We start from the raw sequence: 24,893 nt of genomic DNA, 5'->3' as shown, positions 1-24,893 counted from the left end.
CGGGGAGTATAAGAACCCGCGGCGGCCTTGGCCGCGCCAATTTCAGTAGTTAGGCGTGAGATTTTTTGCGCAAGCGGCGCAGCACCCGGCTACGCGTAAGACTTTGCCTACGTCGCCGCGATCTCCGCCCGGGTCAATCGAACGGATGTCGCAAGACGATGGTCTGATCGCGATCCGGCCCGGTGGAAATGATGTCGATGGGCACGCCCGCCAGTTCCTGCAGGCGTTCGAGATACGCCCGCGCCGCCTGCGGCAGCGCCTGGTAAGACGTCACGCCGATCGTGGATTCCTTCCAGCCCGGCATCTCTTCATATACCGGCTCCACGTCCGCGAACGCATCGGCATACATCGGCGGCTCTTTCGATACGACGCCGCCGGATTTGTAACCCACGCAGATCTGCAGCGAGTCGAGCCCGTCGAGCACGTCGAGCTTCGTCAAACAAAGGCCCGATACGCTGGAGTGGATGATCGAGCGGCGCAGCGCCACCGCATCGAACCAGCCGCAACGGCGCTTGCGCCCCGTGACCGCGCCGAACTCATGGCCGACCCGCGACAGGTGCTCGCCGTATCCGTCGAACAGTTCGGTCGGAAACGGCCCGCCGCCCACGCGCGTGGTGTACGCCTTCACGATGCCGAGCACGTAGTCGAACGAGCGCGGGCCTATGCCGGTGCCCGTGGCGGCAAATCCGCCGGTGGTGTTCGACGACGTGACGAACGGGTACGTACCGTGATCGACGTCGAGCATGGCGCCCTGCGCGCCTTCGAACATCACGTCTGCCTTCTGCGCGCGCAGCGCCGCCAGCGTGCCGGTGATGTCGCTGACCAGCGGCTTCACGCGCTCGGCGTACGACAGTTGCTCGTCCAGCGTCTTCTGGAAATCGACGGCCGGCTGCTTGAAGTAGTGCTGCAGCACGAAGTTGTGGAAGTCGAGGATCTCGCCCAGTTTGGCCGCGAATTTCTCGCGTTGGAACAGGTCCTGCACGCGGACCGCGCGGCGCGCCACCTTGTCTTCGTAAGCCGGGCCGATGCCGCGGCCGGTGGTGCCGATGGCGTTGGCGCCGCGCGCCGCTTCGCGCGCCTTGTCGAGCGAGACATGCGACGGCAGGATCAGCGGGCAGTTGGGCGAGACGCGCAGGCGCGCAAAGACATCTACACCCGTGTCGATCAATGTCTGCGCTTCGCGGAACAGCGCCTCCAGCGACAGCACGACGCCGTTGCCGATCAGGCACAACACGTTCTTGTGCAGGATCCCCGACGGGATCAGCGACAGCACCGTCTTCTTGCCGCCGATCACCAGCGTGTGGCCCGCGTTGTGGCCACCCTGGAAACGCGCCACCGCGGCGGCGCGTTCCGTGAGCAGGTCCACGACCTTGCCCTTGCCCTCGTCACCCCACTGGGTGCCGATGATGATGACGAACTTGCCCATGGTTAATGTATGCCGCGTTTCACGACTAGATAGGTACGGGGGTGGCTCGCGTCAGCGCCGCGCGGGCGTCGGACTCTTCATGTACCGGAAGAACTCGCTGTCGGGCGAGACCACCAGCACGTCGCGATCCTTGCCGAAGGAATTCCGGTACGCCTGCAGGCTGCGGTAAAAGGAATAGAACTCGGGATTGGCGTTGTAAGCCGTGGCGTAGATGGTCGCGGCGGTCGAATCGCCCTCGCCGCGGATTCCGGCCGCATCGGACTGCGCCTTGGCGATGATCTCGATGCTGCGACGCTCGGCTTCGGACTTGATGATCTGCGCCTCGCGTTCACCCTCGCCGCGCTGCGTGTTCGCGATGCCCTCGAAGCTCTGCTTCATGCTTTCGTACACGCGCGAGGCGACGTCTTCCTGCAGGTCGATGCGCTGCACGCGCACGTCGATGAGCTGGATGCCGAGCTTCTGCAGCGCGGTGCGCGACACTTCCTGGAAATCGCCGGTGATCTTCTGGCGGTCCGAGGTGACGATCTCCTTGAGCGTGCGCCCGGCGACGGCGTTCTTGATGCCGTCCTGGATGTTGTCGCCCACGAGGATGGCGGCCTGGCCTTCATCGCCCTGGGTCGCCTGGTAGAAGGTCGCCGGGTCGAAGATCTGCCACTTGATGTAGTAGTCGACGGTCAGGCCCTGGCTTTCGCTGGTCAGGAACTGCTCGCCGTCGAACTTGCGAGTGAGCACGCGCCGGTCGAACTTCACCACGTCTTCGACGAACGGAATCTTGAAATGCAGGCCGGGCTTGTAATCCGACTCGACGATGGCGGACAGGCGCACGCGCAAGGCGAGCTCCTGTTCACGCACCATGAACGTGGAAGTGCCGAGCAGCAGTACCGCCGCCAGGACCAGGATCAATACCGGCAGGATGCGCGCGCCCATCAGCGTTCCACCCGCTGGCGCGAGTCGGCGTTGGCCGCGGGCTCGGGTTCGACGGTGACCGAGGGCCGCACGGTGACGGCCGCGTCGGATTGGTTGCGCTCCATCAGCTTGTCCAGCGGCAGATAGAGCATGTTGCCGTTGCTCGACTTGGAATCGACCACGACCTTGCGGGTGCGGCTCAGCACGTTTTCGATGGTTTCGATGTACATGCGTTCCCGCGTGACATTGGGCGCCTTTTCATACGCGGAGCGCAGCTGGCTGAAACGCGACGCCTCGCCGGTGGCGATCTGCACGACCTGCGATTTGTACGCCTGCGCTTCTTGGACTTCCTTGGCGGCACGGCCTTCGGCCTGCGGAATGATGCCGTTGGCGATGGCCTGCGCCGCCTTGATGGCGCGCTCGCGATCTGCTTTCGCTTTCACCGAATCGCGCTGCGCCTGCTGCACGGCCTCGGGCACCTGCACGTCGGTGATGTTGACCTTGCGCACCTCGATGCCGGCGCCGTACTGATCGAGCGTGCGCTGCATGATGTCGCGGGTGTCCTCGGCGATCTTGAGACGGCCGGCCTCGAGGATGGCCTGCTGGTCGCTGCGGCCGACCACTTCGCGGATGGCGCTCTCGCTGACTTCCGCCAATGTGTCCTTCGGCTCGCGCACGCGGAATAGATAGTCCTCGGCGTCCTTGACCCGGTACTGCACGGCAACCTGCAGCTCGACCATGTTGGGCTCGGCGGTCAACACGCGCGATTTGTAAGACGTAGTGGAGACACCCTGGGTATCGACCTTGGTGACGGTTTCGATGGGCCACGGCAGGCGCCAGTTCCAGCCGTCACCGACGGTTTCGACGTGGCGGCCGAACCGCTGCACCACGCCCTGCGTGCCGGTCTTCACCTGGTAGAACCCGGTGAACATCCAGCCGGCGACGATGAACGCCAGGATGATCAACAGGGGCGTCGACGACCCGCCGCCGCCTCCACCACCACCGCCAAACAGGGATTCGATGCGCTTCTGCCAGTCCTTGAAGGCCTGATCGAGATCGCCACCGCCCGAAGAAGGCTTTTTGCCCCAGGGGTTGTTGTTCGAGTTTCCGGGTTGATTCCAGGCCATATTCAGGAGCTTCGCAAGGCGGGCGACGATTGTAGGTAGGCACCTGCGGCCGTACAAGTTGAGTCGTCCGCGAGTGTCAGGACCTCGACACCGGGCTCCTGCGCCCATTTGAGCAGCTCGACCTCGGAGAGTTCAGTGTCGATTTCGAAAGCCCCGTCCTCGGCGATGCGCTCCGCCAGCACGAGATTCGCGGCATACAGCCGCGCCCGGACCTCGCCGCCCGATACCGGCAGGCGCAGCGTCGCGCGGCGCGCCACGCGCGCCAGGCGTTCGGTGACGCAATCGCGCAGCAAATCGAGTCCCTGGGCCTTCGCGGCCGAGATCCAGACGTGGCTCACGCGGCCGTTTTCGTCGCGGTCGGCATGCGGCTGCGATTCGATGCGGTCGATCTTGTTGAATACGAGGATTTGCGGCAGATCGCCGGCGCCGATGTCGGCGAGTACGCGGTTGACTTCGTCGATGTGTTCTTCGCGCCGTGGGTCGCTCACGTCGACCACGTGCAGCAGCAGCGTGGCTTCGCGCGCCTCGGTGAGCGTCGACTTGAACGCCGCCACCAGTTCGTGCGGCAATTCGCGGATGAAACCCACCGTATCGGCCACCACGACCTTGGTGTTGCCCGGCAAAACAATGCTGCGCACCGTGGGGTCGAGCGTCGCGAACAGCTGGTCCGCGATGTAAGCGTCGGCGCCCGTGAGCGCCCGAAACAGCGTCGATTTGCCGGCGTTCGTGTATCCGACCAGCGCCAGCGACGGAATCGGGATCTGCGCGCGCTGCTGCCGCCCGGTCTCGCGCTGTTGATTGAGCTTTTCGAGTCGCGCGGTCAGCGTCTTGACGCGTTTGCCGAGCAGCCGGCGATCGGTTTCGAGCTGGGTTTCACCAGGGCCGCGATTGCCGATGCCGCCGCCGCGCTGGCGCTCGAGGTGGGTCCAGCCGCGCACCAGCCGCGTGGCGATGTGTTTGAGCTGCGCGAGCTCGACTTCGAGCTTGCCTTCGTGGCTGCGCGCGCGCTGCGCGAAGATGTCTAGGATGAGCCCGGAACGGTCGAGCACGCGGCGCTCGATGAGCTTCTCGAGATTGCGTTCCTGCGAAGGCGACAGCGGGTGATCGAACAACACCACGTCGGCATTCTGTTCGGTGACGATGTTCTTGATTTCGTCGGCCTTGCCGCTGCCGACGAACAGGCGTGGATCGGGGCGATCGCGCCGCCCCGAAACTTTCGCGACCGGGATCGCGCCCGCGGACAACGCGAGCTGCTCGAATTCCAGAAGGTCTTCGGGATCGGCCGGCGCGCCTATGCCTAAGCGCACGAGCACGGCCCGCTCACCTGCGCGTGGTCGCTCGAACAAGATGAATTCTCGAGAAAACGGTGAGCGAGCGAGCCAACGCCGGGAAGATCACTCGCCGGCAACCGCCTCGATCGTCGTTCCGTCTTCGTTGGTGATGCGCACGTTGCGCGCCGGGACAACTGTCGAAATCGCGTGTTTGTAAACCATCTGGCTCACGCTGTTCTTGAGTAGTACGACGAACTGATCAAACGAATCGATCTGGCCTTGCAGCTTGATTCCATTCACCAGATAGATCGACACCGGGATACGTTCCTTGCGCAAAGTATTCAGAAACGGGTCCTGCAGTGACTGGCCCTTGGCCATGACGTTCTCCTTATTTTTCGAGCAAGCGGACGCGCCGGAATATAACACGGGGGTCCCGACCGGCAACGCGCGCGCATGTCACCCAAAAGAGGGAGTCAGGGATTCACGTACGCCTACAAAGCTTTGCGCGTCATGGGGATCGAACGCCTGGATGTTTGGCATGGTGCGCAACCAGGTCAGCTGCCTTTTCGCGAGCTGGCGCGTGGCGGCCATGGCCCGGTCCACGGCAACTTCCAGCGAGTAGCTGCCCGCCAGATGCGACCACAGCTGACGGTAACCGACCGCCCGGATCGCAGGCTTCTCGTCGCTCAGATCGCCGCGCTGGTAGAGGGCGCGCACCTCATCCAGCAGTCCCGCGCCCATCATGCTTTCGAAGCGCTGCGCGAGGGCTGCGTGCAGACGCGCGCGATCGTCCGGAACGAGCGCGACGCAGATGAAATCGCGCGCCAGCGTCGGAGTGGTCACCGTCTGCAGCTCCGAGATGGGCCGGCCGCCCACCGCATGTACTTCGAGCGCGCGCTGGATGCGCTGCGCGTCGTTGGGATGGATACGCGCCGCGGCCGCCGCATCGACCGCGGCCAGCCGCTGGTGCATGGCCGGCCAGCCGATCCGCAGCGCGTCGGCGTCGAGCGTGGCGCGCAGCTGCGCACTGCCCTGCGGCAGCGTCGCGATTCCACCGATCAGCGCACGCAGGTACAACATCGTGCCGCCGACCAGCAGCGGCACGCGCCCGCGAGATTCGATGTCTGCTATGGCGTCGGCGGCATCGCGCACGAACCGTCCGGCCGAATAACTATCCGCGGGGTCTACCAGGTCGATCAGGTGGTGCGGCACCGCGGCGCGCACCGCCGCGTCCGGCTTCGCGCTGCCGATGTCGAGGCCGCGATACACCTGCGCCGAATCCACGCTGACAATCTCGAGCGGGAACTCACGCGCCAGGCGCAGCGCGATATCCGTTTTGCCCGTGCCGGTGGGGCCGGTGAGGACCGCGAGTGGTTTGGTGCCGGGGTGCAATGGCAGCTGCGGACGCGGTTCAGCGGCCGCGCAGGAACATGCGGTCCAGTTCCTGCAATGTCACCTGCGTCCAGGTCGGCCGGCCGTGGTTGCACTGGTCGGCACGCGGCGTCTGCTCCATCTGCCGCAGCAGCGCATTCATCTCGGCGAGCGTGAGCCGCCGGTGCGCGTGGATGGCCGAGCGGCAGGCGATCGTGCCTAACAACCGGTCGGTGGCGCCGTCGAGGTGATGCGAGGCGCCGTCGGAGGTGACGTCGCCCACCACGTCGCGCACCAGCGCGGCAATGTCTTCGCGCGGCAGCAACGCCGGCACCGAACGCACCACCAGCGTCTGCGGGCCGAGCCGTTCGAGATCGAAACCTGCCGCCAGCCACTCGTCGCGATTCGCGAGCAATACGTCGAGTTCGTCGACCTTGAGCTCGACGGAGATGGGCGCGAGCAGCAGCTGTGTCGCCGCCCCGCCCTGCTGCGCTTTCATCTTTTCGTACAACACCCGCTCGTGCGCGGCGTGCATGTCCACCAGCACCAGGCCGTGTTCGTTCTGCGCGAGGATGTAGATGCCGTGGATCTGCGCCAGCGCTTCGCCGAGCGGGGCAGCGCCCGGCTCGGCCGCGGCGGCGGGCAGGTCATACGGAATCTCGCCCTCCTTGAGCTCGCTGCCACCGCCGCGCAGCATCTCGGCCACCGCCCAGACGCCCGGCAACGCACCGTCCGCGGCGCGTAATGGCAGGCCCTGCGAGTAGTGGCCATTCGCAGCGATTGCCGGCGGCACCACGCTCACACCGGGCTTCGTGCCGGCGAGTTTGCGTTCCACGGCACGAAACACGAAGTCGTGGATCTGGCGGCTGTCGCGGAACCGGACTTCGAGTTTCTGCGGATGTGCATTGACGTCGACCAGCCCGGGATCGAGCTCGAGATACAACACGTAGGCCGGTTGCCGCCCGCCATACAACACGTCGCGATAACCCAGACGGACCGCGTTCATCAACAGCCGGTCGCGCACCGCGCGCCCGTTGACGAAAAAGAACTGCATGTCGCCGGTTGCGCGCGCGGCCGAGGGCGCGCCTATCCACCCGCTGATACGTACCGGACCGGCGGAGTGGTCGAGCTCGAGCGATCGTTCGAGGAATTCCCGGCCGACGACCCGGCCGATGCGATCCGCCGCGCTGCCATCCTTGAGCGCCGGCGCGTCCAACAAGGTCCGCGAACCGCTGCGCAGCCGGAACGCCACGTCGCTGCGCGACAGCGCCAGGCGCTCGACCAGCCGCACGATGTGACCCTGCTCGGTGACTTCGCTGCGCAGGAATTTGCGACGCGCCGGCAGATTGAAGAACAGATCGCGCACTTCGATGGTCGTACCCGGCGGATGCGCCGCCGGGATCGGATCGCTCACGGCACCGGCCTCGGCGCTGACGCTGGCGGCGCGCTCTGCATCGACGTGGCGCGAAGTGATCTCGAAGCGCGAGACCGACGCGATCGACGGCAGCGCTTCGCCGCGAAATCCCAGCGTCATGATTTGCGCGAGGTCGTCCGAGGTCGAAATCTTGCTGGTCGCATGCCGCGACAGCGCAAGCCTGAGCTCCTGCGCCGGAATGCCGAAACCGTCGTCGCGCACGCGCGTGAGGCGCACGCCGCCCGCTTCGATCTCGACTTCGATGCTCTGCGCGCCGGCGTCGAGACTGTTCTCCACCAGCTCCTTGACGATCGAAGCCGGGCGTTCGATGACCTCGCCGGCGGCGATCTGGTCGATGAGGTGATTGTCGAGAACGCGGATGGTCATGGCGGGCCTGTTCAGGCCGCGCAGTTTACCGCGCGAAAATGGGGTCTGACCCCATTTACGTATCCCTATCGCAGCTCGAGCGAACTGCCCGCGCCGCCACTGCGCCGCGCCGCCGCGAGCCGCGTGCCGTCGGGCGCATTGCCCTGAAAGTACTGCTCTATTCCGGCGAAGATGGCATTCGCCAGCTTCGCGCGATGCGCGGGCAGGGAGAGCTTGCGCTCGTCTTCGCGGTTCGAAATGAAGGCGGTTTCGACCAGCATGGATGGCACGTCGGGCGATTTGAGCACCACGAATCCGGCCTGTTGCACGCGCGGCTTGCGCACTTCGCCGATGCGGTCGAGCGCCTTGAGGACATTGTCGGCGGCGACCATGCTCGCCGAGATGCTGGCCGTCTGCGACAGATCCATCAGCACGTTCGCGAGCACCGGATCCTTGTCATCGAGCGTGACGCCACCTTTCAAGTCGGCGGCGTTTTCACGCTCCGCCAGCCAGCGCGCCGCTTCGCTCGATGCGCCGCGATCCGACAACACGTAAACCGACGAGCCGGAGACATCCGGGTTCGCGATCGCATCGGCGTGGATGGACACGAACAGGTCGGCCTTTGCGCGGCGCGCGCGTTTGCTGCGCTCCTGCAGCGTGATGAAGTAATCGCCGTCACGCGTCAGCACGGCTTTCATGCCCGGCTCCGCGTCGATGCGCGCGGCCAGTGCCTTGGCGATCTCGAGCACCACGTCCTTCTCGCGCGTGCGGCGCCCGGATGCACCCGGATCGACGCCGCCATGGCCGGCATCCACCGCGATCACGATGTCGCGGCCGGATTCGGTGGGGGCATGCGCGGGGCGGATCGCAACCGGGGCTAGCGGCGCTGCGGGTGTCACTGAGACCGCCCGTGCGGCGCCCGGCGTGGCGATGTCGAGAATCAGGCGGTGCCCCGCATCTGCGGCGGGTGCGGCCGACGAGGTGTCGATGGTCACGGGCCCTTTCACTTCGAATACCAGGCGCAGGCCGTTATGTGGCAGCTTGCCCGAGCGCAGCGCGGTGACGGCGCCTGCTGCTTCGGGAAGCCTGACGCGCAGCGTCGACTTCGCGACGTCCAGCACGACGCGCGATGGGTTGTCTAACAAGAATGCCTTGCTGCTGACGGGGCCGGACAGATCGAGCACGACGCGCGTGCCCGATTCCGTAGCCGCCACGCGCACCGCGCGGACCTCAGCGGCGACGGCGCTCCCGGAAACTCCCGCAAGGATTGCGAGCAGTGCCAGGCGGGCGGTTAGCTTCTTCCCCAAGAAAACCCTTCTCCATCATGGAGTTCAACAACTGACCTGCGGCGCAATTTACTTATTCGGCGCAAGGAATTCAATCCTCTCGATACGGTGGCTGTCCTTCGCGATCGAAAACTCGAATCGCAGGTCGGGAGAGGGAAGCCTTCCGGCACCCCGCTCCGGCCACTCGATGAACCAGAGAAATCCGGGGCGGTGATAGTCGGGCAGGCCCAGGTGCTCCAGTTCGTCGGGGTCATTGAGGCGGTAGAGATCCAGATGCACCACACGTACGCCGGGCGGATCGTAGGTTTCGAGCAGCGTGTAACTCGGGCTCTTGATGTGCCCGGTGACCCCCAGTTCCCGCAACACACCGCGCGTGAAGGTCGACTTGCCCGCACCGAGCTCCCCGCGCAGCTCGATCACGCGGCACGGGGTGCCCGGCGGCGGCGCGCGCCCCAGGAGCCTCGCCCCGAGCGCTTCGGTCTCCTCACCGCTGCTCGTGTGCCAGACGTTGCCGGTCACGGATTGACCCAGCCTCGCAGCTCGGCCAACACGTCACTCGCAACCAGCCCGCGCTGTCCACCCTGCGCCGCCGAATCGCCCGCCAGCGCATGGACCAGCACGCCGACCCGCGCCGCGCCGGCACTATCCGGGATCTGCGCGCGCAGCCCGGCGATGACGCCGGTCAGCAGATCCCCCATGCCGGCGGTCGCCATGCCGGGATTGCCGCGTTCGCAGATGAAGACTTCGGTGGTATCTCCCGTGGCGCTCGCCACCAGCGTGCCGGCGCCTTTCAGCACCGCGACCGCGCCATAACGCGCCACCAATTCGCGCACGGCGCCCAGCCGGTCGCGCTGCACGTCGGGAATCTGCACCCCCAGCAACCGCGCGGCCTCGCCCGGATGCGGGGTCATGATCCAGTGGGCCGGTAGTTTGACGGGATTCGACGCCAGCAGGTTCAACGCGTCGGCGTCGACGATGACCGGCGTCGCGGAAGAGGCCAGCGTCTGCGCCCACAGGCGTTGCGCCCACTCGCCCTGCCCGAGGCCGGGGCCGATGGCCAGCACGTCGGCGGCGCGCATCGGTTCCTGCAGGCTGCTCGTGTGCGAGGTGGGTAGATAGATCAGCTCGGGGTTGGCGGCGGTGACCGCAACCAGGTTTTCCACCGCGCCGGCGACGCTCACGAGCCCGGCACCGACGCGCAGCGCCGCCGTGCCCGCCAGGCGCAGCGTGCCCGGCATGCCACCGCCGCCACCGACGACCAGCACGCGTCCGCTCGTGCCCTTGTGCGCCTCGCGAGGGCGGCGCGGCAGGCTGGCGGCGATCTCGGCCTCGTCGATGCGGCGCATCAGCGGCGCGAACTGCGGCAGTGCCGGGGCGACCACGCCGAGGTCATCCAGCAGCACCACACCCGAATATTCCGGGCCCGCGCCGAGGAACAGCCCCGCTTTGAAGCCCACGAAGCTCAAGGTGATATCCGCGCGCACCGCGGCTTCGTCCACCACGCCCGTGTCCGCATCGACACCCGAAGGAATATCGAGCGCCAGCACCGGGCGTTTCGCCGCATTGATCGCGCGGATCACGGCGAGCGAGTCCGGACGCGGCGCGCCCTCGAGGCCGATGCCTAACAACCCGTCGACGATCACGTCGCTGCCCGACAACGCGTCGGCGGCGAACGGATGCGCCCGTCCGCCCGCGGCCAGCCACTCTTCCTGCGCGCGCCGCGCATCCCCGGCGAGTTTGTCGGGCGGCGCGGCCGCGAGGACCAGCGCGTCGAGGCCGGCCGCCTGCGCGAGCCGCGCGAGGACATAACCGTCGCCGCCATTGTTGCCGGCGCCGCAGACCACGGCGATGCGTTTGGCCTCGGGCCAGCGTCCGCGCAGCAACTTGAGAGCACCCTCGGCTGCGCGCGTCATCAAAGTGAAGCTGGGAACGCGCCGCTTCTCGATCTCGAAGGCATCGAGCGCGCGCGCCTGCGCTGCGGTGTAAATGGCGGTCGGGCGGTCCATGGGCGCGAATTATACTGGCCGCGTCGCATGAACCTCGCTTCACCCCCAAGTGCCGCCGAAACTCCGTCCGCAGAGAAACTGGCGGCCCTGAAGACGTCCTTGTCCGCGCTTGCCCGCGCGCGCGGGTTCGACGCACTCGGCGTGAGCGACATAGCCCTCGACCTCGACGCCGCCCATCTCGAGGCCTGGCTCGGCACAGGACGGCACGGTGAAATGGGCTACATGTCCCGCCACGGTACGCGGCGCACGCGGCCGGCCGAGCTCGTCCCGGGTACCGTGCGCGTCCTCTCGGCGCGCATGAACTACTGGCCGGGAGACGCGCGCGATGCCCTCGATGTATTGGCCGACACGGCATCGGGCTACGTGTCCCGTTACGCGCTCGGCCGCGACTATCACAAGGTGTTGCGCCAGGCGCTGCAGGGCCTGGCCGACGACGTGATCGAGCAGGTTGGCGACATGGGATATCGCGTGTTCGTCGACTCGGGCCCGGTGCTCGAGAAGGCGCTGGCGCGCAAGGCCGGCCTCGGGTGGATAGGCAAACACACCAATCTCATCGCGCGCGATGCGGGCTCGTATTTCTTCATCGGCGAGATCCTGACCGACCTGCCGCTGCCGGTGGACGAACCGGCCAGCGCGCACTGCGGCACGTGTTCGGCCTGTATTCCCGCCTGCCCCACCGGCGCCATCACCGCGCCCCAGCAGCTCGATGCGCGGCGCTGCATCTCCTACCTCACCATCGAACTGCATGGCGCGATACCGGTCGAGCTGCGGCGGATGATGGGAAATCGCATCTACGGCTGCGACGATTGCCAGCTGGTGTGCCCGTGGAACAAGTTCGCGCGCGCCGCCGCGCATCCGGATTTCAAGACGCGCCACCGGCTCGATGCGTCGCGGCTCAGCGAGTTGTTTGCGTGGAGCGAGGAAGAATTCCTGGCGCGCACCGAGGGTTCGGCGATCCGCCGTATCGGTTACGAACGCTGGCTGCGAAACATCGCGGTGGCGCTCGGAAACGCGCCGGCCAACGAAGAGACCACCGCGGCGCTGCGCGCGCGGCGCGACGATACGTCCGCGCTGGTGCGCGAACATGTCGAATGGGCGTTGGCGGAACAGGCGCGCCGCGGCGCGGCCTGACGCGGCAGGCGATCAGCCCGCGGAGAATTGCACGTTGTCGATGAGGCGCGCCTTGCCCAGCCGCGCCGCGGTCAACACCACGTAATCCTTCGTATCCGGCTGCGCGGGCGCGAGCGAGTTCGCATCCCGCACCTTGAAGTAGTCGGTGCGGAATCCGGCGTCGTTGAGCGCAGCGATACCCGCGGTTTCGATATGCGCGAAATCGCGCACGCCGGCCTTCAACGCCGCCACCGCCTGCTGCAGCTGCCGGTAGATAGCTGGCGCAATCCGGCGCTGCGTTTCGTCCAGGTACTGGTTGCGCGAGCTCATCGCCAGGCCGTCGGCCTCGCGCACCGTCGGCGCGCCGACGATCTCGACCCGCAGGCACAGGTCCGCGACCATGCGGCGGATCACGGTGAGCTGCTGGAAATCCTTCTCGCCGAAGATCGCGACGTCCGGATCGACGATGTGGAACAGCTTGGCGACGACGGTCGCCACGCCTTCGAAATGACCCGGGCGAAACTCGCCGCACAGGATGTCGGAGATGCCGGGCACTTCCACGCGCGTGGCCTGGGCAGCGCCGTTCGGATACATCTCGCCCACTTCCGGCATGAACATGAGGTCGCAACCCGCGGCCGCGAGCATCTGCGCGTCGTTCGTCGGGGTGCGCGGATAGTGCGCGAAATCCTCGTTGGGCCCGAACTGCATCGGGTTCACGAAAATACTCGCCACGAATCGTTGCCCGAGTTTGCGCGCCGCCTCGATGAGGCTCACGTGACCGGCGTGCAGGTTGCCCATGGTGGGCACGAACACGACGCGCTCATTCGCCGCGTGCCAGCGGGCGACGTGTTCGCGCACCGCGGCGATCGTCGTGACGGTGATCAAGCGTGAAACTCGTGCTCGGGCGCGGGGTAGGTTTTCTGCTTCACGGCGTGTACGTAGCGTTGCAGCGCGTCGAGATTGGAAGTCGCACCTTCCATGAAATTCTTGACGAAGCGCGGCTTGCGACCCGAGGTGATGTCGAGCACGTCGTACAACACGAGGATCTGTCCGTCGGTGTCCGGGCCGGCGCCGATGCCGATCACCGGCACGTGCAGCGATTGGGTGATCGTCGCGCCGAGCGCGGACGGAATACATTCCAGCAGCACGATGTCGGCGCCGGCGGATTCGAGCGCCTTCGCCTGGTCGATCATGCGCTGCGCCGCCGCGTCGTCGCGGCCCTGCACGCGGAAGCCGCCGGTCTTGTGCACCGACTGCGGTTTGAGCCCGAGGTGCGCACACACGGCGATGTCGTGCCGGGCGAGGAACTCGACGATTTCCAGCTGCCCCAATCCGCTTTCGAGCTTCACCATCTCGGCGCCGCCCTCCTGCATGAGACGCACGGAATTCGCCAGCGCGATGTCGGCGGTCGGATAACTCGCGAACGGCAGGTCGGCCACCAGGAACGGACGATGTAATCCGCGCGCCACGGCTTTGCAGTGATACACGATGTCGTCCATGGTCACGGGCACGGTGGTGTCGTGACCCTGCAGCACCATGCCCAACGAGTCTCCGACCAGCACGAGGTCCGCGTCGGCGTTGTCGCAGAGCACAGCGAAGCTCGCGTCGTAGCAGGTGATGCTGGCGATCTTCTCGCCTTCGCGTTTCATGCGGTCGAGCGTGCCGAGCGTGACCGGCGGCCGCGTGGAATCGCGCTGCTCGAGATGTGTGTACATCAGCTAGTAACCCTCGTCCCCCCGCAGGGCGTCAGATAGTACCGTGGCGCAGGGGGTTGTAATACATGCGGCCCTTCTTCATGCGCCGGATGGCGCCCACCAACTCATCGAAGTCCGCCTGGTTCTGCACGGGATCTATGCTCGCCGCGTTCACAATCAAGAGCGGCGCGCGGTCGTACTCGTGGAAGAAACGCGCATACGCATCGTTCAGGCGCGTGAGGTACGCGGCATCGATCCCCGATTCATAGGAGATGCCGCGTTTGGCGATCCGCTGCAACAGCGTCTCGACCGGCGCCTGCAGGTACACGACGAGATCCGGCTTGGGCGGATCCACGGCGAGGCGCGACGCCACCTGGTCGTACAACGCCATTTCGGCCTGGTCGAGCGTCAGCCCGGCGAACAGGCGGTCCTTCTCGAATAGATAGTCGGCGACGCGCCGCGGCGCGAACATGTCCTGCTGCTTGAGTGTCCCGAGCTGCTGCGCGCGTTGAAACAGGAAAAACAGCTGCGCGGGCAACGCGCCGGACTTCGGGTTCTTGTAGAAGCGCTCGAGGAACGGATTCTGCGCGTCCTGCTCGAGCACCAGTTCGGCTTCGAGCGTTGCGGCGAGCCGGCGCGCCAGCGAGGTCTTGCCGACGCCGATCGGACCCTCGACGACGATGTACCGCTGCGCCGGAGCGTCCGGCGCGATGGCGCGCGGCAATGCCCCGCTGGCCACGGCCGTGCCCGTCGAAGTCTCGGTGTCCGGGGTATTCACAATCGCGTGATGCCGCGATCGGCGACACGCGCGCGCAGATCCGCCACGCGGCCGGCGCCCGGGACCTCGAGATCGGGCGCGATATCGGCCAGTGGATAGAGCACGAAGTCGCGTTCCGCAATGCCGGGATGCGGCAGTGTCAGCGCCGGCGTCGAGCGCGTCTCGCGCCCGACCACCAGCAGGTCGAGATCGATGAGCCGCGGTCCCCAGCGCTCGCGCGGCGGTTCGCGCCCGAGCTCGCGTTCGAGCGAGCGCAGCGCGGTCAGCAGATCGTCCGGGCTGGTCTGCGTCAGCAGTCCCGCCACCGCGTTGACGAACGCGGGCTGCACGACCGCGCCGAACGGCGGCGTGCGATACAGCGGCGAGCTGACTACCAGGCGCGTGCCCGGCAGTTTCCCGAGCGCCTGCAGCGCGCGCCGCACCTGCGCCTCTGGGCCGTCGAGATTGCTGCCCACTCCGACGTAGGCTGGCAACCAGCGCGGGTTCGCGTCGAGGCAGTCGACCGCGGCGTTCATGAGGCCGCGGGCGCCCGTCCTCGTCCACCGCGACGCCGGCGGCGCGGGCCCCGGCGGCTGGCGCCACCGCCAACGTCACCCGCCTGGCGCGCCGGTCCCCCGAGCGAATCGGCCATGCGGTCGCGATCCGCCTGCGAGACTTCCTGGATCTTCGTCCACCAGTCGGCGAGTTCGCGCGACGCCAGGCCCATGTCCGCGCGCAGCAGCAGCAGGTCGAAGCCGGCGCGGAAACGCGGCTGTTCCAGCATGCGCAATGCACGCCTTCCGCGCGGCTGTTCCAGGCGCGGCTGGGCGGCGAACATCTCGCGCACACCGAGCGAGAAACGTTTCGGAATCGAGATGCGGCCCTGCGCGGCACGCGCCGCGCGATCCACCGCATCGACAATGGTGCCGATGTCGTGCCACTTTTCCTGCGGCTGCTTTTCGATGATCTCGGCGATCGGTCCATACAGCAGCAACGCGAACAGGAAGGTCGGGGTGACGGGTTTGCCCGCCGCCACGCGTTGGTCGGTGTTGATCAGGCCCTGCTGCAGCAGGCGCGCCACCGCGCCGTTCGGGTGGCGGTCCAGATATCCCGCGACCGACGGCAGCAACTCGCCCAGCAGCCCGTGCCGGCGCAGCACCGTCAGGCTCATGGCGCCGTGGCCGGTCAGGAACAGCTTGAGCGTTTCGTCGAACAGGCGCGCCGGCGGCACGCTGCCTAACAACTCGCGCAGCTGCGGGATGGCGCTGCCGGTTTCGCCGTCGAGCGTGAAGCCGAGCTTCGCCTCGAAGCGCGCGGCGCGCAGCATGCGCACCGGGTCTTCGCGATACCGCGTGTGCGGATCGCCGATCAGCTTCAGCTGGCGCGCGGAAATGTCCTCGACGCCGCCGCAGTAGTCCCAGATCGAGAAGTCCGCGATGTTGTAGTACAGCGAGTTCGCCGTGAAATCGCGGCGCCAGACGTCGTCGTCGATGCTGCCGTAGGCGTTGTCGCGCAGGATGCGGCCGTGTTCGTCGGTGACGCGGTCTTCGTCTGCGTCGTCATCGCCGGCACCCGCATGGCGCGAGCGATCACGCTCGCGGCCGGGCCTGGAACCATGAAAACCGGTCTGGTGCGGGCCGGCCTCGGCCAGCACCACGCTTTCGTCGGTCTCGTCCTCGTCGACATCGTCCAGCAGTTCGTCGTCGACGTCGTCGTCGAGATCGGCGGCCGGCGGTTCGGGCACTTCATCGCCCAGCTCCGGCGCGCTCATGGCGCGGAAGGTCGCGACCTCGATGATCTCGCGGCCGAAGAACACATGCGCCAGCCGGAAGCGCCGGCCGATGAGCCGGCAGTTGCGGAAGGTGCGCTTCACTTCTTCCGGCAACGCGCTGGTGGCGATGTCGAAATCCTTCGGCGTGATTCCGATCAGCAGGTCGCGTACGCACCCGCCCACGAGAAAGGCCTCGTAGCCGGCTTCGCGCAGGCGATACAGCACACGCAAGGCGTTCGGCGAGATCGCGGCGCGCGATATGGAATGTTCGGCACGGGGGATGATGCGTGCGGCGGGCCGTGGGTCCGCGTCAGGTCGCAAATCGTCGTTCAAGAGTTGAAGGTTCCGCTTGGCAGGGGAAAAGCGGCGCATATACTACCGCGCTCGATTCTGGACCCGCCCAATAAGACGCTCCCTTCGTCTAGAGGCCCAGGACATGGCCCTCTCAAGGCCGTAACACCGGTTCGAATCCGGTAGGGAGCGCCAATCAAATCAAAGGCTTGTAGTGCCGTCGATCAAATCCCTGCTGGGTTGCGCACTGTTGGTCCTGAATTTTGGCGCCATCGCCCACGCGAGTGCCGGCGCGCTGGATGGGAATGGCTGTCACTACGACCGCGCCAACGGCAACCGCTACCACTGCCACCGGGACGTGCCGCCGAACCCCGACCGGAACGCGCCGGTGAAGAAATCGCGCGAAAACATCTGCCACGACCGCAGCTCGCCTAACTACCGCCAGCTCAAGTACTTCGTCTCGTACCGATCGATGGCCGCCTGCGTGACCAGCGGCGGCACCGAGGCGCTGCCGACCAGCGGCGGGTTGTCCGGACACTGAGGCGCAGTTCCCGAATTGGAAGCATTTTTCGTTTCGGCCGGCGTCGTCGCGCTGGCCGAGATCGGCGACAAGACCCAACTACTCGCACTGCTGCTGGCGACGCGTTTTCGCGCGCCGCTGCCCATCGTGCTCGGCATCTTCGTCGCCACCATCGCCAACCACGCATTCGCCGGCGCGGTCGGCAACTGGGTGGTCACCCTGCTCGGCGCGCAAGCGTTGCGATGGATACTCGGGATTTCGTTCCTCGCCATGGCCGCCTGGACGCTGGTTCCGGATTCGCCACCCGATGAAGTCACTGGTCCGCCGCGGTACGGCGTGTTCGTCACGACTGCGATCGCCTTTTTCCTCGTGGAGATGGGCGACAAGACGCAGATCGCCACCGTCGCGCTGGCGGCGCAGTTTCACAATCTCGCGGCGGTGGTCATCGGCACCACGCTCGGCATGATGCTGGCGAACGTACCCGTGGTGTACCTGGGCGACGCGCTGATCAAGCGCGTGTCGCTCAAGGCGGTTCGCATCGTGGCCGCGCTGGTTTTTGCGTCGCTTGGCGTCTACGCGCTGGTCTTCGCCCAATAGTCGTCCGCGCCGCCGGCCCGCCCTGTAGGCGTGCCCCTACCGTGTAACGAAGCCCTGGGCCGACAGTGGAGCGCGATGCCTCGCCCCACAATTCGGGCACCCGCATGAGTTCATTTGTCTCGAGGGGCGCCGTGCTCGCCAGCGCGCGCCTTCTCAATCAGGCGCTGGCGCTCTTGAGTCCTCTGCTGCTGGTGCGCCTGCTGGACATCGTCGAGTACGGCCGCTACCGGCAGTTCATGGCTATCGCCATGCTGGTCACCTCTCTCGGCGGCTTCGCACTCTCCGCCAATCTCACCTATCTGCTGGCGCGCACCCCGGCGCGCGCCGCCTCGGACATCACCAAGACCTCGCTGTTGATGCTGGCTGTCTCGGTGGTCAGTGCGCTGGTCATCGTGGCGTTCAAGCCGTGGATCGTGCCGGAAGAAATCGCCGACAGCTGGCTGCCGCTGGCGTTGTACGTGTTCATGTTCCTCAATCTCGAGGTGATCGTCGCGTACTGGCTGGCGCAGCGGCAGTCGGCGCAGGTCATGGTGTACACGTTGGTGGTGACCGCGTGGCGGCTGGCGACCTTGCTCGGCGCCGCGCTGTATTTCCGCGACGTCGAGATGATCTTCGTCACGATCGTGGTCGCCGAAGCCCTCAAGAACCTGGCTATCTACCTGTGGCTGCGCGCACATCGCCTGCTGGTGTTCCGCTGGGAACACGCGGTGCTGCGCGAACAGGTGCGGCTGGTCGCCCCGCTCGGCCTGGGGTCGGTGCTCAACAAGGCGAATGAATTCGGCCGCGTCGTCGTCAGCATGCAGATGGGCCCGGTGGCCACGGCCATCTACACCACCGCCGCCTACCAGGTGCCGCTGGTGAACATCGTGCAGACCTCGTTGTCGGACGTGATCTTCCCCGACATGGTCAAACGCGCGCAGAAAGATCCGCTGGAAGGCCTGCGGCTGTGGAAACGTGCGCAGCTGATGGTGTTCGCCGTGATCTGCCCGTCCTGGGTGCTGCTCACCTACTTCGCCGAACCGCTGGTGCGGCTGCTGTTCACGGACGCATACGTCGCCGCGACGCCCTACTTCCAGGTGTTCCTGCTGCTCATGCTGCGTCAGTGCTTCCAGTTCTCGACGCTGCTGCGCAGTGTCGAGGACAACGCCTCGTTCGCGACTTCGAGCGCCGTCTCGCTCGGCATCAACATCGCCTTGATCGTCGCGCTTTTGCCGAAGTTCGGCCTGTGGGGTCCAACCATCGGCCTGGTCGCCGGGCAGATGTGGAGCGGCTTTTATCTCGGCCGCCGCGTGATGCAGCGTTACCAGGTGCCGGTCGGCGGGATCTATCAGTGGCGCAAGTTCTGGCTGTCGATCCTGGCGTCCGCGCTGGCGCTCGGCGCCATGCACGCCGCCATCGAATATCTGCCGCGCACCGCGCTCAGCGCGGCGGCCGGCGTGCTGCTGTTCGGCGTCGTCTACACGGTCGCGGCGCGTTTCATATTGAGCGAGGAATACGGCTACGTGTTGCGCGCCCTGACCCGCCGGCGGCAGACGACATGAGCGCGCGCCGCACCGTCCTCATCGTGTCTTACTACTTCGCGCCGAGCCCGGCCGTCGGCGCCAAACGTTTCAGTTTCCTCACACGCGAGTTCGAGCGCCTCGGCTACGACGTGCACGTGATCACGCACGAGATGCGCGACTGGAAATACGTCAAGGCGGACGACTCGCTGCCGCTCGCCACCAACGTGCATCGCTGCGATTCGATCCGCCTGCCATTCCAGGGCCGGGGCTTTTTCGCGCGCGCCGCCAATGCGCTGCTGCGCCGGCTGCTCGCTCCGGTGGGGTGGGAATACTTCTGGGCGGCCGCCGCCACCCGCAAGGCGCTGCAAGTGGCGCGCGGGCTGCCGCCAGGAATCGTCATTGCCACCTCGCCGGCACACGCCGCCGTTTTGGCCGGCGCGGACATCGCGCGAGCGCTGGGCTGGCCGTTGATCCTCGACTACCGCGATCCATGGAGCGCGTACGAATGGCCGCGCTGGCGGCGCGGCAAGGTCACGCAGTGGTTCGCGCAGCGCTTCGAGCACCGCGTCGTTCGCCAGAGCGCCGCGCGCGTGCTGAATACGCCCGCGATGCGCGAATGGTTCGAGAGATTCTTTCCGCATTCCCTGAGCGCGCGCAATTTCGTGATTCCGAATGGCTTCGATGCCGCGCCCGCCGCGCGCGGTCCGGATGCGACCGGCCCCATCGAGATCGTGCACGCTGGTGAGATCTTCGCTGGCAGAACGCTGGTGCCGGTCCTGCGCGCCATGCAACACGTGGCGGCGCGGCATCCCGGGCGCCAGCTGCGCCTGACTACCTACGGCGCGCTGCCGCCGGCGGAACTGCAGCGCATCCGCGCGGCCTCGCTCGAAGATCTGCTCGAGGTCCGCCCGCGCATCCCCTTCGTGGAATTGTTCGCGGCCCTGCAGCGCGCGCACCTGCTGCTGGCGATCGTCAGCGATCACATGCTGTATTCGACGCCGTACAAGGTCTACGACTACATGGCCACCGGCCGGCCCATCCTCGGGCTCGCGCCCAAAGGCGCCGCGTTGTTCGACCTGCTGGCCGACAGCGGCGCCGGCCTGTGCCTCGAGCCGGGCGACGAAAGCGGTATCGAAGCCGCGCTCGAAAGACTCGTCACGGGCGACGTGTCGCCAGTACGCGCGCGGATCGACCGCTTCCGCTGGTCGAATCTCGCCCTTCAGTACCGCATGGTCATCGAAACGGTTGCGGGGGCCGCCGCGCCGGCACAGGCCGCCGACGACGGAGCCCCGGGCCGCAACGCGCTCGACGCCTGACTAGCTACCTTCTCAGCCCGCCGCCGATGGCCGCGGCGCCCGATACCAGCCCGCGTACAACGCCGGCAGGAAGATCAGCGTGAGCACCGTGGCGATGAACAACCCACCCATCATCGCGACCGCCATCGGCCCCCAGAACACGTCGCTGACGATCGGGATGAGACCCAGGATCGCCGCCGCCGCGGTCAGCAGGATCGGCCGCAGGCGGTGCATCGTCGCATCGATGATGGCCGCGCCTCGTTCCATGCCGGCATCCTCGTTCTCCTTGATCTGCGCCATCAGCACCACCGAGTTGCGGATGACCATGCCGACCAGCGCGAACACGCCCAACAAGGCCACGAAACCGAACGGCCGGTTGCTGATCAGCAAGGCCAGCGCGACGCCGATGATGGCCAGCGGCGCGGTCAACATGACCAGCAACAGCTTCTGTGTGCTGTGCAATTGCAGCATCAGGATGAACAGCATGATCAGGAACATCACCGGCACGACCGCCATGATCGACGCCGAACCCTTCGAGCTCTCGCCCGCGGCGCCGCCGACGTCGATCCGGTAGCCGGTCGGTAGTTTGGCGATCAGCTCCGCGATGGGTTTGTCGAGCTGCTCGTTGACGGTCGCGGGCTGCAGCCCGTCGACGATCTTCGACTGGACGGTGATGGTCGGCAGGCGATTGCGCCGCCAGATGATGGTTTCCTCGAGCCCGTACTCGAACGTCGCGATCTGCGTCAGCGGCACGGAGTTGCCGCCGGGCAGGCCGACCTCGAGGTCGCGCAGGCGGCCGACATCGCTGCGGTCGCGCGCCTCGGCGCGCCCCTGCACGTCGATGAGATAGATGTCGTCGCGCAGCTGCGTGACGGTGCGGCCGGACAAGGCCGCATTCAGCACGCGCGACACCTGCTCGGAGCTGATCCCCAGCTGGCGCGCCTTGTCCTGGTCCACCTTGATGCGCATCGACTTGGTCATCTCGTTCCAGTCGAAGTTGACCACGCGCGTGTTCGGATTCGCGCGCAACGTCGCCGCGACGGTCTCCGAAATCGCCCGCACGCCGGCGATATCCGGACCGCTGACGCGGTATTGCAGCGGCCAGTCGACTGGCGGCCCCAGGGCGAGCGGTTCGACGCGCGCCATGATCGTGCCGTAGTCCTCGTTCAACACCTTCTCGAGCCGCGCCCGCACCTGGTCGCGCACTTCATAACTCTTCGTGACCACGACAGCCTGCGCGAAGTTGGCATTCTCGAGCTGCTGGTTGAGCGGTAGATAGAAATGCACCGCGCCCGAGCCGATGTAGAAGCTGTGGTAGGCAATGTCGGGATCGGCCAGCAGTACTTTCTCGAAACGTTTGACCGCGGCATCGGTGGCCTCGATCGACGAGTTCTGCGCCAGGCGCAGGTCGACCATCAATTCGGGCCGGCTGGAGGAAGGAAAGAACTGCTGCTGCACGAAACCGAACAGGATCACCGCGACCACGAACGCCCCGGCGGTTCCCAGCATGACCCAGCCGCGATTCACCAGCGCTTTGGTCAGAACCTTGCGAAACCGCGCCGTCATGGGTGTTTCGGCATGCGCGTGATGTTCGCCGGCAGGTTGTTCCTTGAGCAGCGCGACGCCGATGTAGGGCGTGAAGATGACCGCGACCACCCACGACACCAGCAACGCGATCGCGACGACCGCAAACAAGGTGAAGCAGTATTCGCCCGAGCTGCTCTTGGCGAATCCCACCGGCAGGAAGCCGGCCACCGACACGAGTGTCCCGGTCAGCATGGGAAACGCCGTCGACGTGTAGGCGAAGGTGGCGGCGCGGAATTTGTCCCAGCCCTCCTCCATCTTCTTCACCATCATCTCGACCGCGATCATCGCGTCGTCGACCAGCAGGCCGAGCGCGATGATGAGCGCGCCCAGTGAGATGCGCTGCAGGCTGATCCCGAACAGCTGCATGAACACGAACACGATGGCCAGCACCAGCGGAATGCTGACCGCGACCACGAGTCCGGCGCGCAACCCCAGGCTCACCAGGCTCACGATCAGCACGATGCCGATGGCTTCGAACAGGCCGCGCGTGAAATGCCCGACGGATTCCTCGACCACCTCGGACTGGTTCGCCACGCGATGCACGTCGATGCCCACCGGCAGCCCGGCTTCGATGCGGGCCACTTCCTTCTCGAGCGCCGCACCCAGGTTGAGCACGTTGCCGCCCTTCGCCATCGAGACGCCGATGCCGATGGCCGGCTCGCCGTTGTAGCGGAACATGGGCGCGGGCGGATCCTTGTAGCCGCGCGTGATGCGCGCAAAGTCCTTGAGCCGCACCTGCCGGTCGCCGACGCGAATCGCGACGTTCTCCATCGCGGCCACCGAATCGAGCGCGCCGCTGACGCGCACCATGATGCGTTCACCCGGCGTTTCGATCGTGCCCGAGGCGATCACGGCGTTCTGGCTGGCCAGCGTCGCGGCGACGAGCTCCGGATCGATCCCGAGGCCCGCCATCTGCCGCAGCGAGAAATCGATGTACACGACTTCATCCTGCACGCCGATCAGGTCGACCTTGCCCACGTTGCTCACGCGCAGCAGCTCGGCGCGGATGAACTCCGCCTGGTCACGCAGCTCGCGATAGGTGAAGCCGTCGCTGGTGAGCGCATAGACGACGCCATACACGTCGCCGAAGTCGTCGTTGAAGAACGGCCCGAGAGTGCCCTGCGGCAGCTGCCCGCGGATGTCCCCTAACTTCTTGCGCACCTGGTACCACTGCTCGGGCACGGCTTCCGGCGGCGTGCTGTCCCGCAGCGTGACCATCAGCGTGGATTCGCCGGGCCGCGTGTAGCTCGATACGAAATCGAGGTATTGCAGCGATTCGAGCGGCTTCTCCAGCCGGTCGGTCACTTGTTTGGCCATCTGCTCCGCGTCGGCGCCCGGCCATAACGCGCGCACCACCATCACCTTGATGGTGAACGGCGGGTCTTCATCGCGCCCCAGGTCGTTGTAGGCGCGGAAGCCCGCGAACAATGCGACCACCATGAGGAAGCCGATCAGCGGCTTGTGCGTCAGCGCCCAGGCGGAAAGATTGAAGCCGCCATGGTCCTGCGGCGTCGACGTGCTCACGACGTCTTCTCGGCCAACAACTTCACGGTCTCGCCCGGCGAGAGGCGATGCACGCCGGCCGTGACCACGCGTTCGCCGGTGCGGATGCCATCCGAGAGGTACACGCGATCCGTGTCGTAGCGTTCCACACTGACGGCGCGCAGTTCGAGCGTGTTATCCGCCTTCACCACCCACACCGCGGGTTTGCCGTCCTTCTGAAAGATCGCGGTCGAAGGCAGCGCGATATTCGGCGCGCCGCCGACGCGCGGCAGCGTGACACTGACGGTCATGCCGAGCCGCAGTGTGGCGGGAGGGTTCACGATCGTCGTGCGCACCTGGTAGGTGCGCGTCACCGGGTCCGCGCTCGGCGAAATCTCGCGCACGCGCCCGGCCCAGGCGGCGGCTTCACCCTGCAGCGGATTGATCACCACCGCCGAAGCCGCGCGCAGTTCGCCGACGCGTCCATCGGGAACGTCGAACACCGCTTCGAGCTCACTCGGCCGCGCGATGCTGATGGCGCGCTGGCCCGCGGCCACCACCGTGCCCTGCTCGACCAGGACGCGCGTGACCACGCCGTCCTGGTCGGCGCGCAACGTCGTGTATCCGAGGCGCTGCTGCGCGAGCCGCAGCTCCGCCGTCGCCTGGCTGAGTTTCGCCTCGGCCGAGCGCACCGCGGTCTGTTGCGCCTGGTACTGCGCGCGGGTAGTGAGGCCGCGTTCGAGCAGGTCCCGAAAGCGCGCTTCCTCGCTGCGCGAGCGATCGAGATCGGATTGCGCCGCCGGCACCGCACCGCGCGCGGCGTCCACACCGAGCTGCTGATCGGTCTGATCGAGCTGCGCCAGCACCTGCCCTTTCTTCACCGTGGCGCCCACGTCCACCGCGCGGCTCACCAGTTTGCCCGGGACCTGGAAGCTCAGATCCGTTTCGTAACGCGAGCGGATCTCCGCGGTGTAGGTGGCGCTCTCGGCGCTCGCTCCCCCGGTGACCACCTCCGAGCGCACGGGGCGCACCAGGACTTCGGCTTCCTTCTTGCCCCCGCAGGCGGCCAGCGTGGCGGCGAACGCCATTAATAAGAGTGTATTGACGGATCGCA

22 protein-coding genes and 1 tRNA gene are annotated in these 24,893 nt (G+C 66.6%); 6 read left to right on the top strand and 17 right to left on the bottom strand.

Features of this window, described 5'->3' with window-relative positions; genetic code table 11:
- Positions 1-133: 133 nt before the first annotated feature.
- From WDO72_18475 to WDO72_18430, 10 genes are all read right to left on the bottom strand, one after another.
- Entirely contained in the window at positions 134-1,426 is a 1,293-nt protein-coding gene (locus tag WDO72_18475) for an adenylosuccinate synthase (protein ID MEJ0087662.1), read from the bottom strand.
- A gap of 51 nt (positions 1,427-1,477) precedes the next feature.
- Complete coding sequence (hflC, locus tag WDO72_18470; protein ID MEJ0087661.1) at positions 1,478-2,353, bottom strand: protease modulator HflC; 876 nt, start codon at positions 2,351-2,353, stop codon at positions 1,478-1,480.
- A complete protein-coding gene (gene hflK, locus WDO72_18465; GenBank protein MEJ0087660.1) occupies positions 2,353-3,459 on the bottom strand; it encodes an FtsH protease activity modulator HflK in 1,107 nt (368 codons plus the stop codon). Before hflK ends, hflC begins: the two co-directional genes overlap by 1 nt.
- A gap of 2 nt (positions 3,460-3,461) precedes the next feature.
- Positions 3,462-4,805, bottom strand: a complete 1,344-nt coding sequence (gene hflX, locus WDO72_18460) for a ribosome rescue GTPase HflX (GenBank protein MEJ0087659.1) — start codon at positions 4,803-4,805, stop codon at positions 3,462-3,464.
- Between the two features lie 48 nt (positions 4,806-4,853).
- Positions 4,854-5,108 (bottom strand): RNA chaperone Hfq, encoded by a 255-nt coding sequence (hfq, locus tag WDO72_18455; protein MEJ0087658.1) that lies wholly within the window; start codon positions 5,106-5,108, stop codon positions 4,854-4,856.
- A gap of 78 nt (positions 5,109-5,186) precedes the next feature.
- Complete coding sequence (miaA, locus tag WDO72_18450; GenBank protein MEJ0087657.1) at positions 5,187-6,122, bottom strand: tRNA (adenosine(37)-N6)-dimethylallyltransferase MiaA; 936 nt, start codon at positions 6,120-6,122, stop codon at positions 5,187-5,189.
- A gap of 19 nt (positions 6,123-6,141) precedes the next feature.
- Complete coding sequence (gene mutL, locus WDO72_18445; GenBank protein ID MEJ0087656.1) at positions 6,142-7,902, bottom strand: DNA mismatch repair endonuclease MutL; 1,761 nt, start codon at positions 7,900-7,902, stop codon at positions 6,142-6,144.
- 65 nt (positions 7,903-7,967) lie between these two features.
- The gene (locus tag WDO72_18440) at positions 7,968-9,188 is read right to left on the bottom strand and encodes an N-acetylmuramoyl-L-alanine amidase (GenBank protein MEJ0087655.1); all 1,221 of its coding nucleotides are present in this window, start codon (positions 9,186-9,188) and stop codon (positions 7,968-7,970) included.
- Positions 9,189-9,236: 48 nt separating this feature from the next.
- Positions 9,237-9,686, bottom strand: a complete 450-nt coding sequence (gene tsaE / locus WDO72_18435; protein MEJ0087654.1) for a tRNA (adenosine(37)-N6)-threonylcarbamoyltransferase complex ATPase subunit type 1 TsaE — start codon at positions 9,684-9,686, stop codon at positions 9,237-9,239.
- A complete protein-coding gene (locus WDO72_18430) occupies positions 9,683-11,173 on the bottom strand; it encodes an NAD(P)H-hydrate dehydratase (GenBank protein ID MEJ0087653.1) in 1,491 nt (496 codons plus the stop codon). Before WDO72_18430 ends, tsaE begins: the two co-directional genes overlap by 4 nt.
- 99 nt (positions 11,174-11,272) lie before the next feature.
- On the opposite strand from WDO72_18430, the gene queG reads away from it, so the two are divergent.
- The gene (gene queG, locus WDO72_18425; protein MEJ0087652.1) at positions 11,273-12,304 is read left to right on the top strand and encodes a tRNA epoxyqueuosine(34) reductase QueG; all 1,032 of its coding nucleotides are present in this window, start codon (positions 11,273-11,275) and stop codon (positions 12,302-12,304) included.
- 12 nt (positions 12,305-12,316) lie between these two features.
- Here queG and panC read toward each other — a convergent pair whose 3' ends face one another.
- The 5 genes from panC to WDO72_18400 all read right to left on the bottom strand — a co-directional run bounded on the left by panC (position 12,317) and on the right by WDO72_18400 (position 16,838).
- Positions 12,317-13,168: a pantoate--beta-alanine ligase gene (panC, locus tag WDO72_18420; protein MEJ0087651.1), complete on the bottom strand. Its 852-nt coding sequence runs from the start codon at positions 13,166-13,168 to the stop codon at positions 12,317-12,319.
- A complete protein-coding gene (panB, locus tag WDO72_18415) occupies positions 13,165-13,998 on the bottom strand; it encodes a 3-methyl-2-oxobutanoate hydroxymethyltransferase (GenBank protein MEJ0087650.1) in 834 nt (277 codons plus the stop codon). The genes panC and panB overlap by 4 nt, the downstream gene beginning before the upstream one ends.
- 31 nt (positions 13,999-14,029) lie before the next feature.
- The gene (locus WDO72_18410; GenBank protein ID MEJ0087649.1) at positions 14,030-14,689 is read right to left on the bottom strand and encodes a deoxynucleoside kinase; all 660 of its coding nucleotides are present in this window, start codon (positions 14,687-14,689) and stop codon (positions 14,030-14,032) included.
- A 62-nt stretch (positions 14,690-14,751) separates the two neighbouring features.
- Positions 14,752-15,270 (bottom strand): 2-amino-4-hydroxy-6-hydroxymethyldihydropteridine diphosphokinase, encoded by a 519-nt coding sequence (gene folK / locus WDO72_18405; GenBank protein ID MEJ0087648.1) that lies wholly within the window; start codon positions 15,268-15,270, stop codon positions 14,752-14,754.
- On the bottom strand, positions 15,267-16,838 hold the full coding sequence (locus WDO72_18400; GenBank protein MEJ0087647.1) for a polynucleotide adenylyltransferase PcnB: 1,572 nt from the start codon (positions 16,836-16,838) through the stop codon (positions 15,267-15,269). The genes folK and WDO72_18400 overlap by 4 nt, the downstream gene beginning before the upstream one ends.
- 77 nt (positions 16,839-16,915) lie before the next feature.
- Here WDO72_18400 and WDO72_18395 point away from each other — a divergent pair.
- The 5 genes from WDO72_18395 (at position 16,916) to WDO72_18375 (ending at position 20,731) form a co-directional block, all read left to right on the top strand.
- A tRNA-Glu gene (locus tag WDO72_18395) sits at positions 16,916-16,991 on the top strand.
- Between the two features lie 55 nt (positions 16,992-17,046).
- On the top strand, positions 17,047-17,337 hold the full coding sequence (locus tag WDO72_18390) for a hypothetical protein (protein MEJ0087646.1): 291 nt from the start codon (positions 17,047-17,049) through the stop codon (positions 17,335-17,337).
- Positions 17,338-17,352: 15 nt separating this feature from the next.
- Positions 17,353-17,913 (top strand): TMEM165/GDT1 family protein, encoded by a 561-nt coding sequence (locus WDO72_18385; protein ID MEJ0087645.1) that lies wholly within the window; start codon positions 17,353-17,355, stop codon positions 17,911-17,913.
- A gap of 104 nt (positions 17,914-18,017) precedes the next feature.
- Positions 18,018-19,454, top strand: a complete 1,437-nt coding sequence (locus WDO72_18380; protein ID MEJ0087644.1) for an oligosaccharide flippase family protein — start codon at positions 18,018-18,020, stop codon at positions 19,452-19,454.
- Positions 19,451-20,731: a glycosyltransferase gene (locus tag WDO72_18375; GenBank protein ID MEJ0087643.1), complete on the top strand. Its 1,281-nt coding sequence runs from the start codon at positions 19,451-19,453 to the stop codon at positions 20,729-20,731. The genes WDO72_18380 and WDO72_18375 overlap by 4 nt, the downstream gene beginning before the upstream one ends.
- A gap of 12 nt (positions 20,732-20,743) precedes the next feature.
- On the opposite strand, the gene WDO72_18370 is transcribed toward WDO72_18375, so the two are convergent.
- Positions 20,744-23,821 carry an efflux RND transporter permease subunit gene (locus WDO72_18370; protein MEJ0087642.1) on the bottom strand — a complete coding sequence of 1,026 codons (3,078 nt, stop codon included), beginning with the start codon at positions 23,819-23,821 and terminating at the stop codon, positions 20,744-20,746.
- Entirely contained in the window at positions 23,818-24,867 is a 1,050-nt protein-coding gene (locus WDO72_18365) for an efflux RND transporter periplasmic adaptor subunit (GenBank protein MEJ0087641.1), read from the bottom strand. Before WDO72_18365 ends, WDO72_18370 begins: the two co-directional genes overlap by 4 nt.
- Positions 24,868-24,893: the final 26 nt, after the last annotated feature.

This window comes from Pseudomonadota bacterium (genome assembly GCA_037200975.1).
Classification (GTDB): domain Bacteria; phylum Pseudomonadota; class Gammaproteobacteria; order Steroidobacterales; family Steroidobacteraceae; genus CADEED01.
The sequence above is the reverse complement of the archived record's forward strand: the minus strand, read 5'-3'. Positions and strand labels throughout refer to the sequence as shown.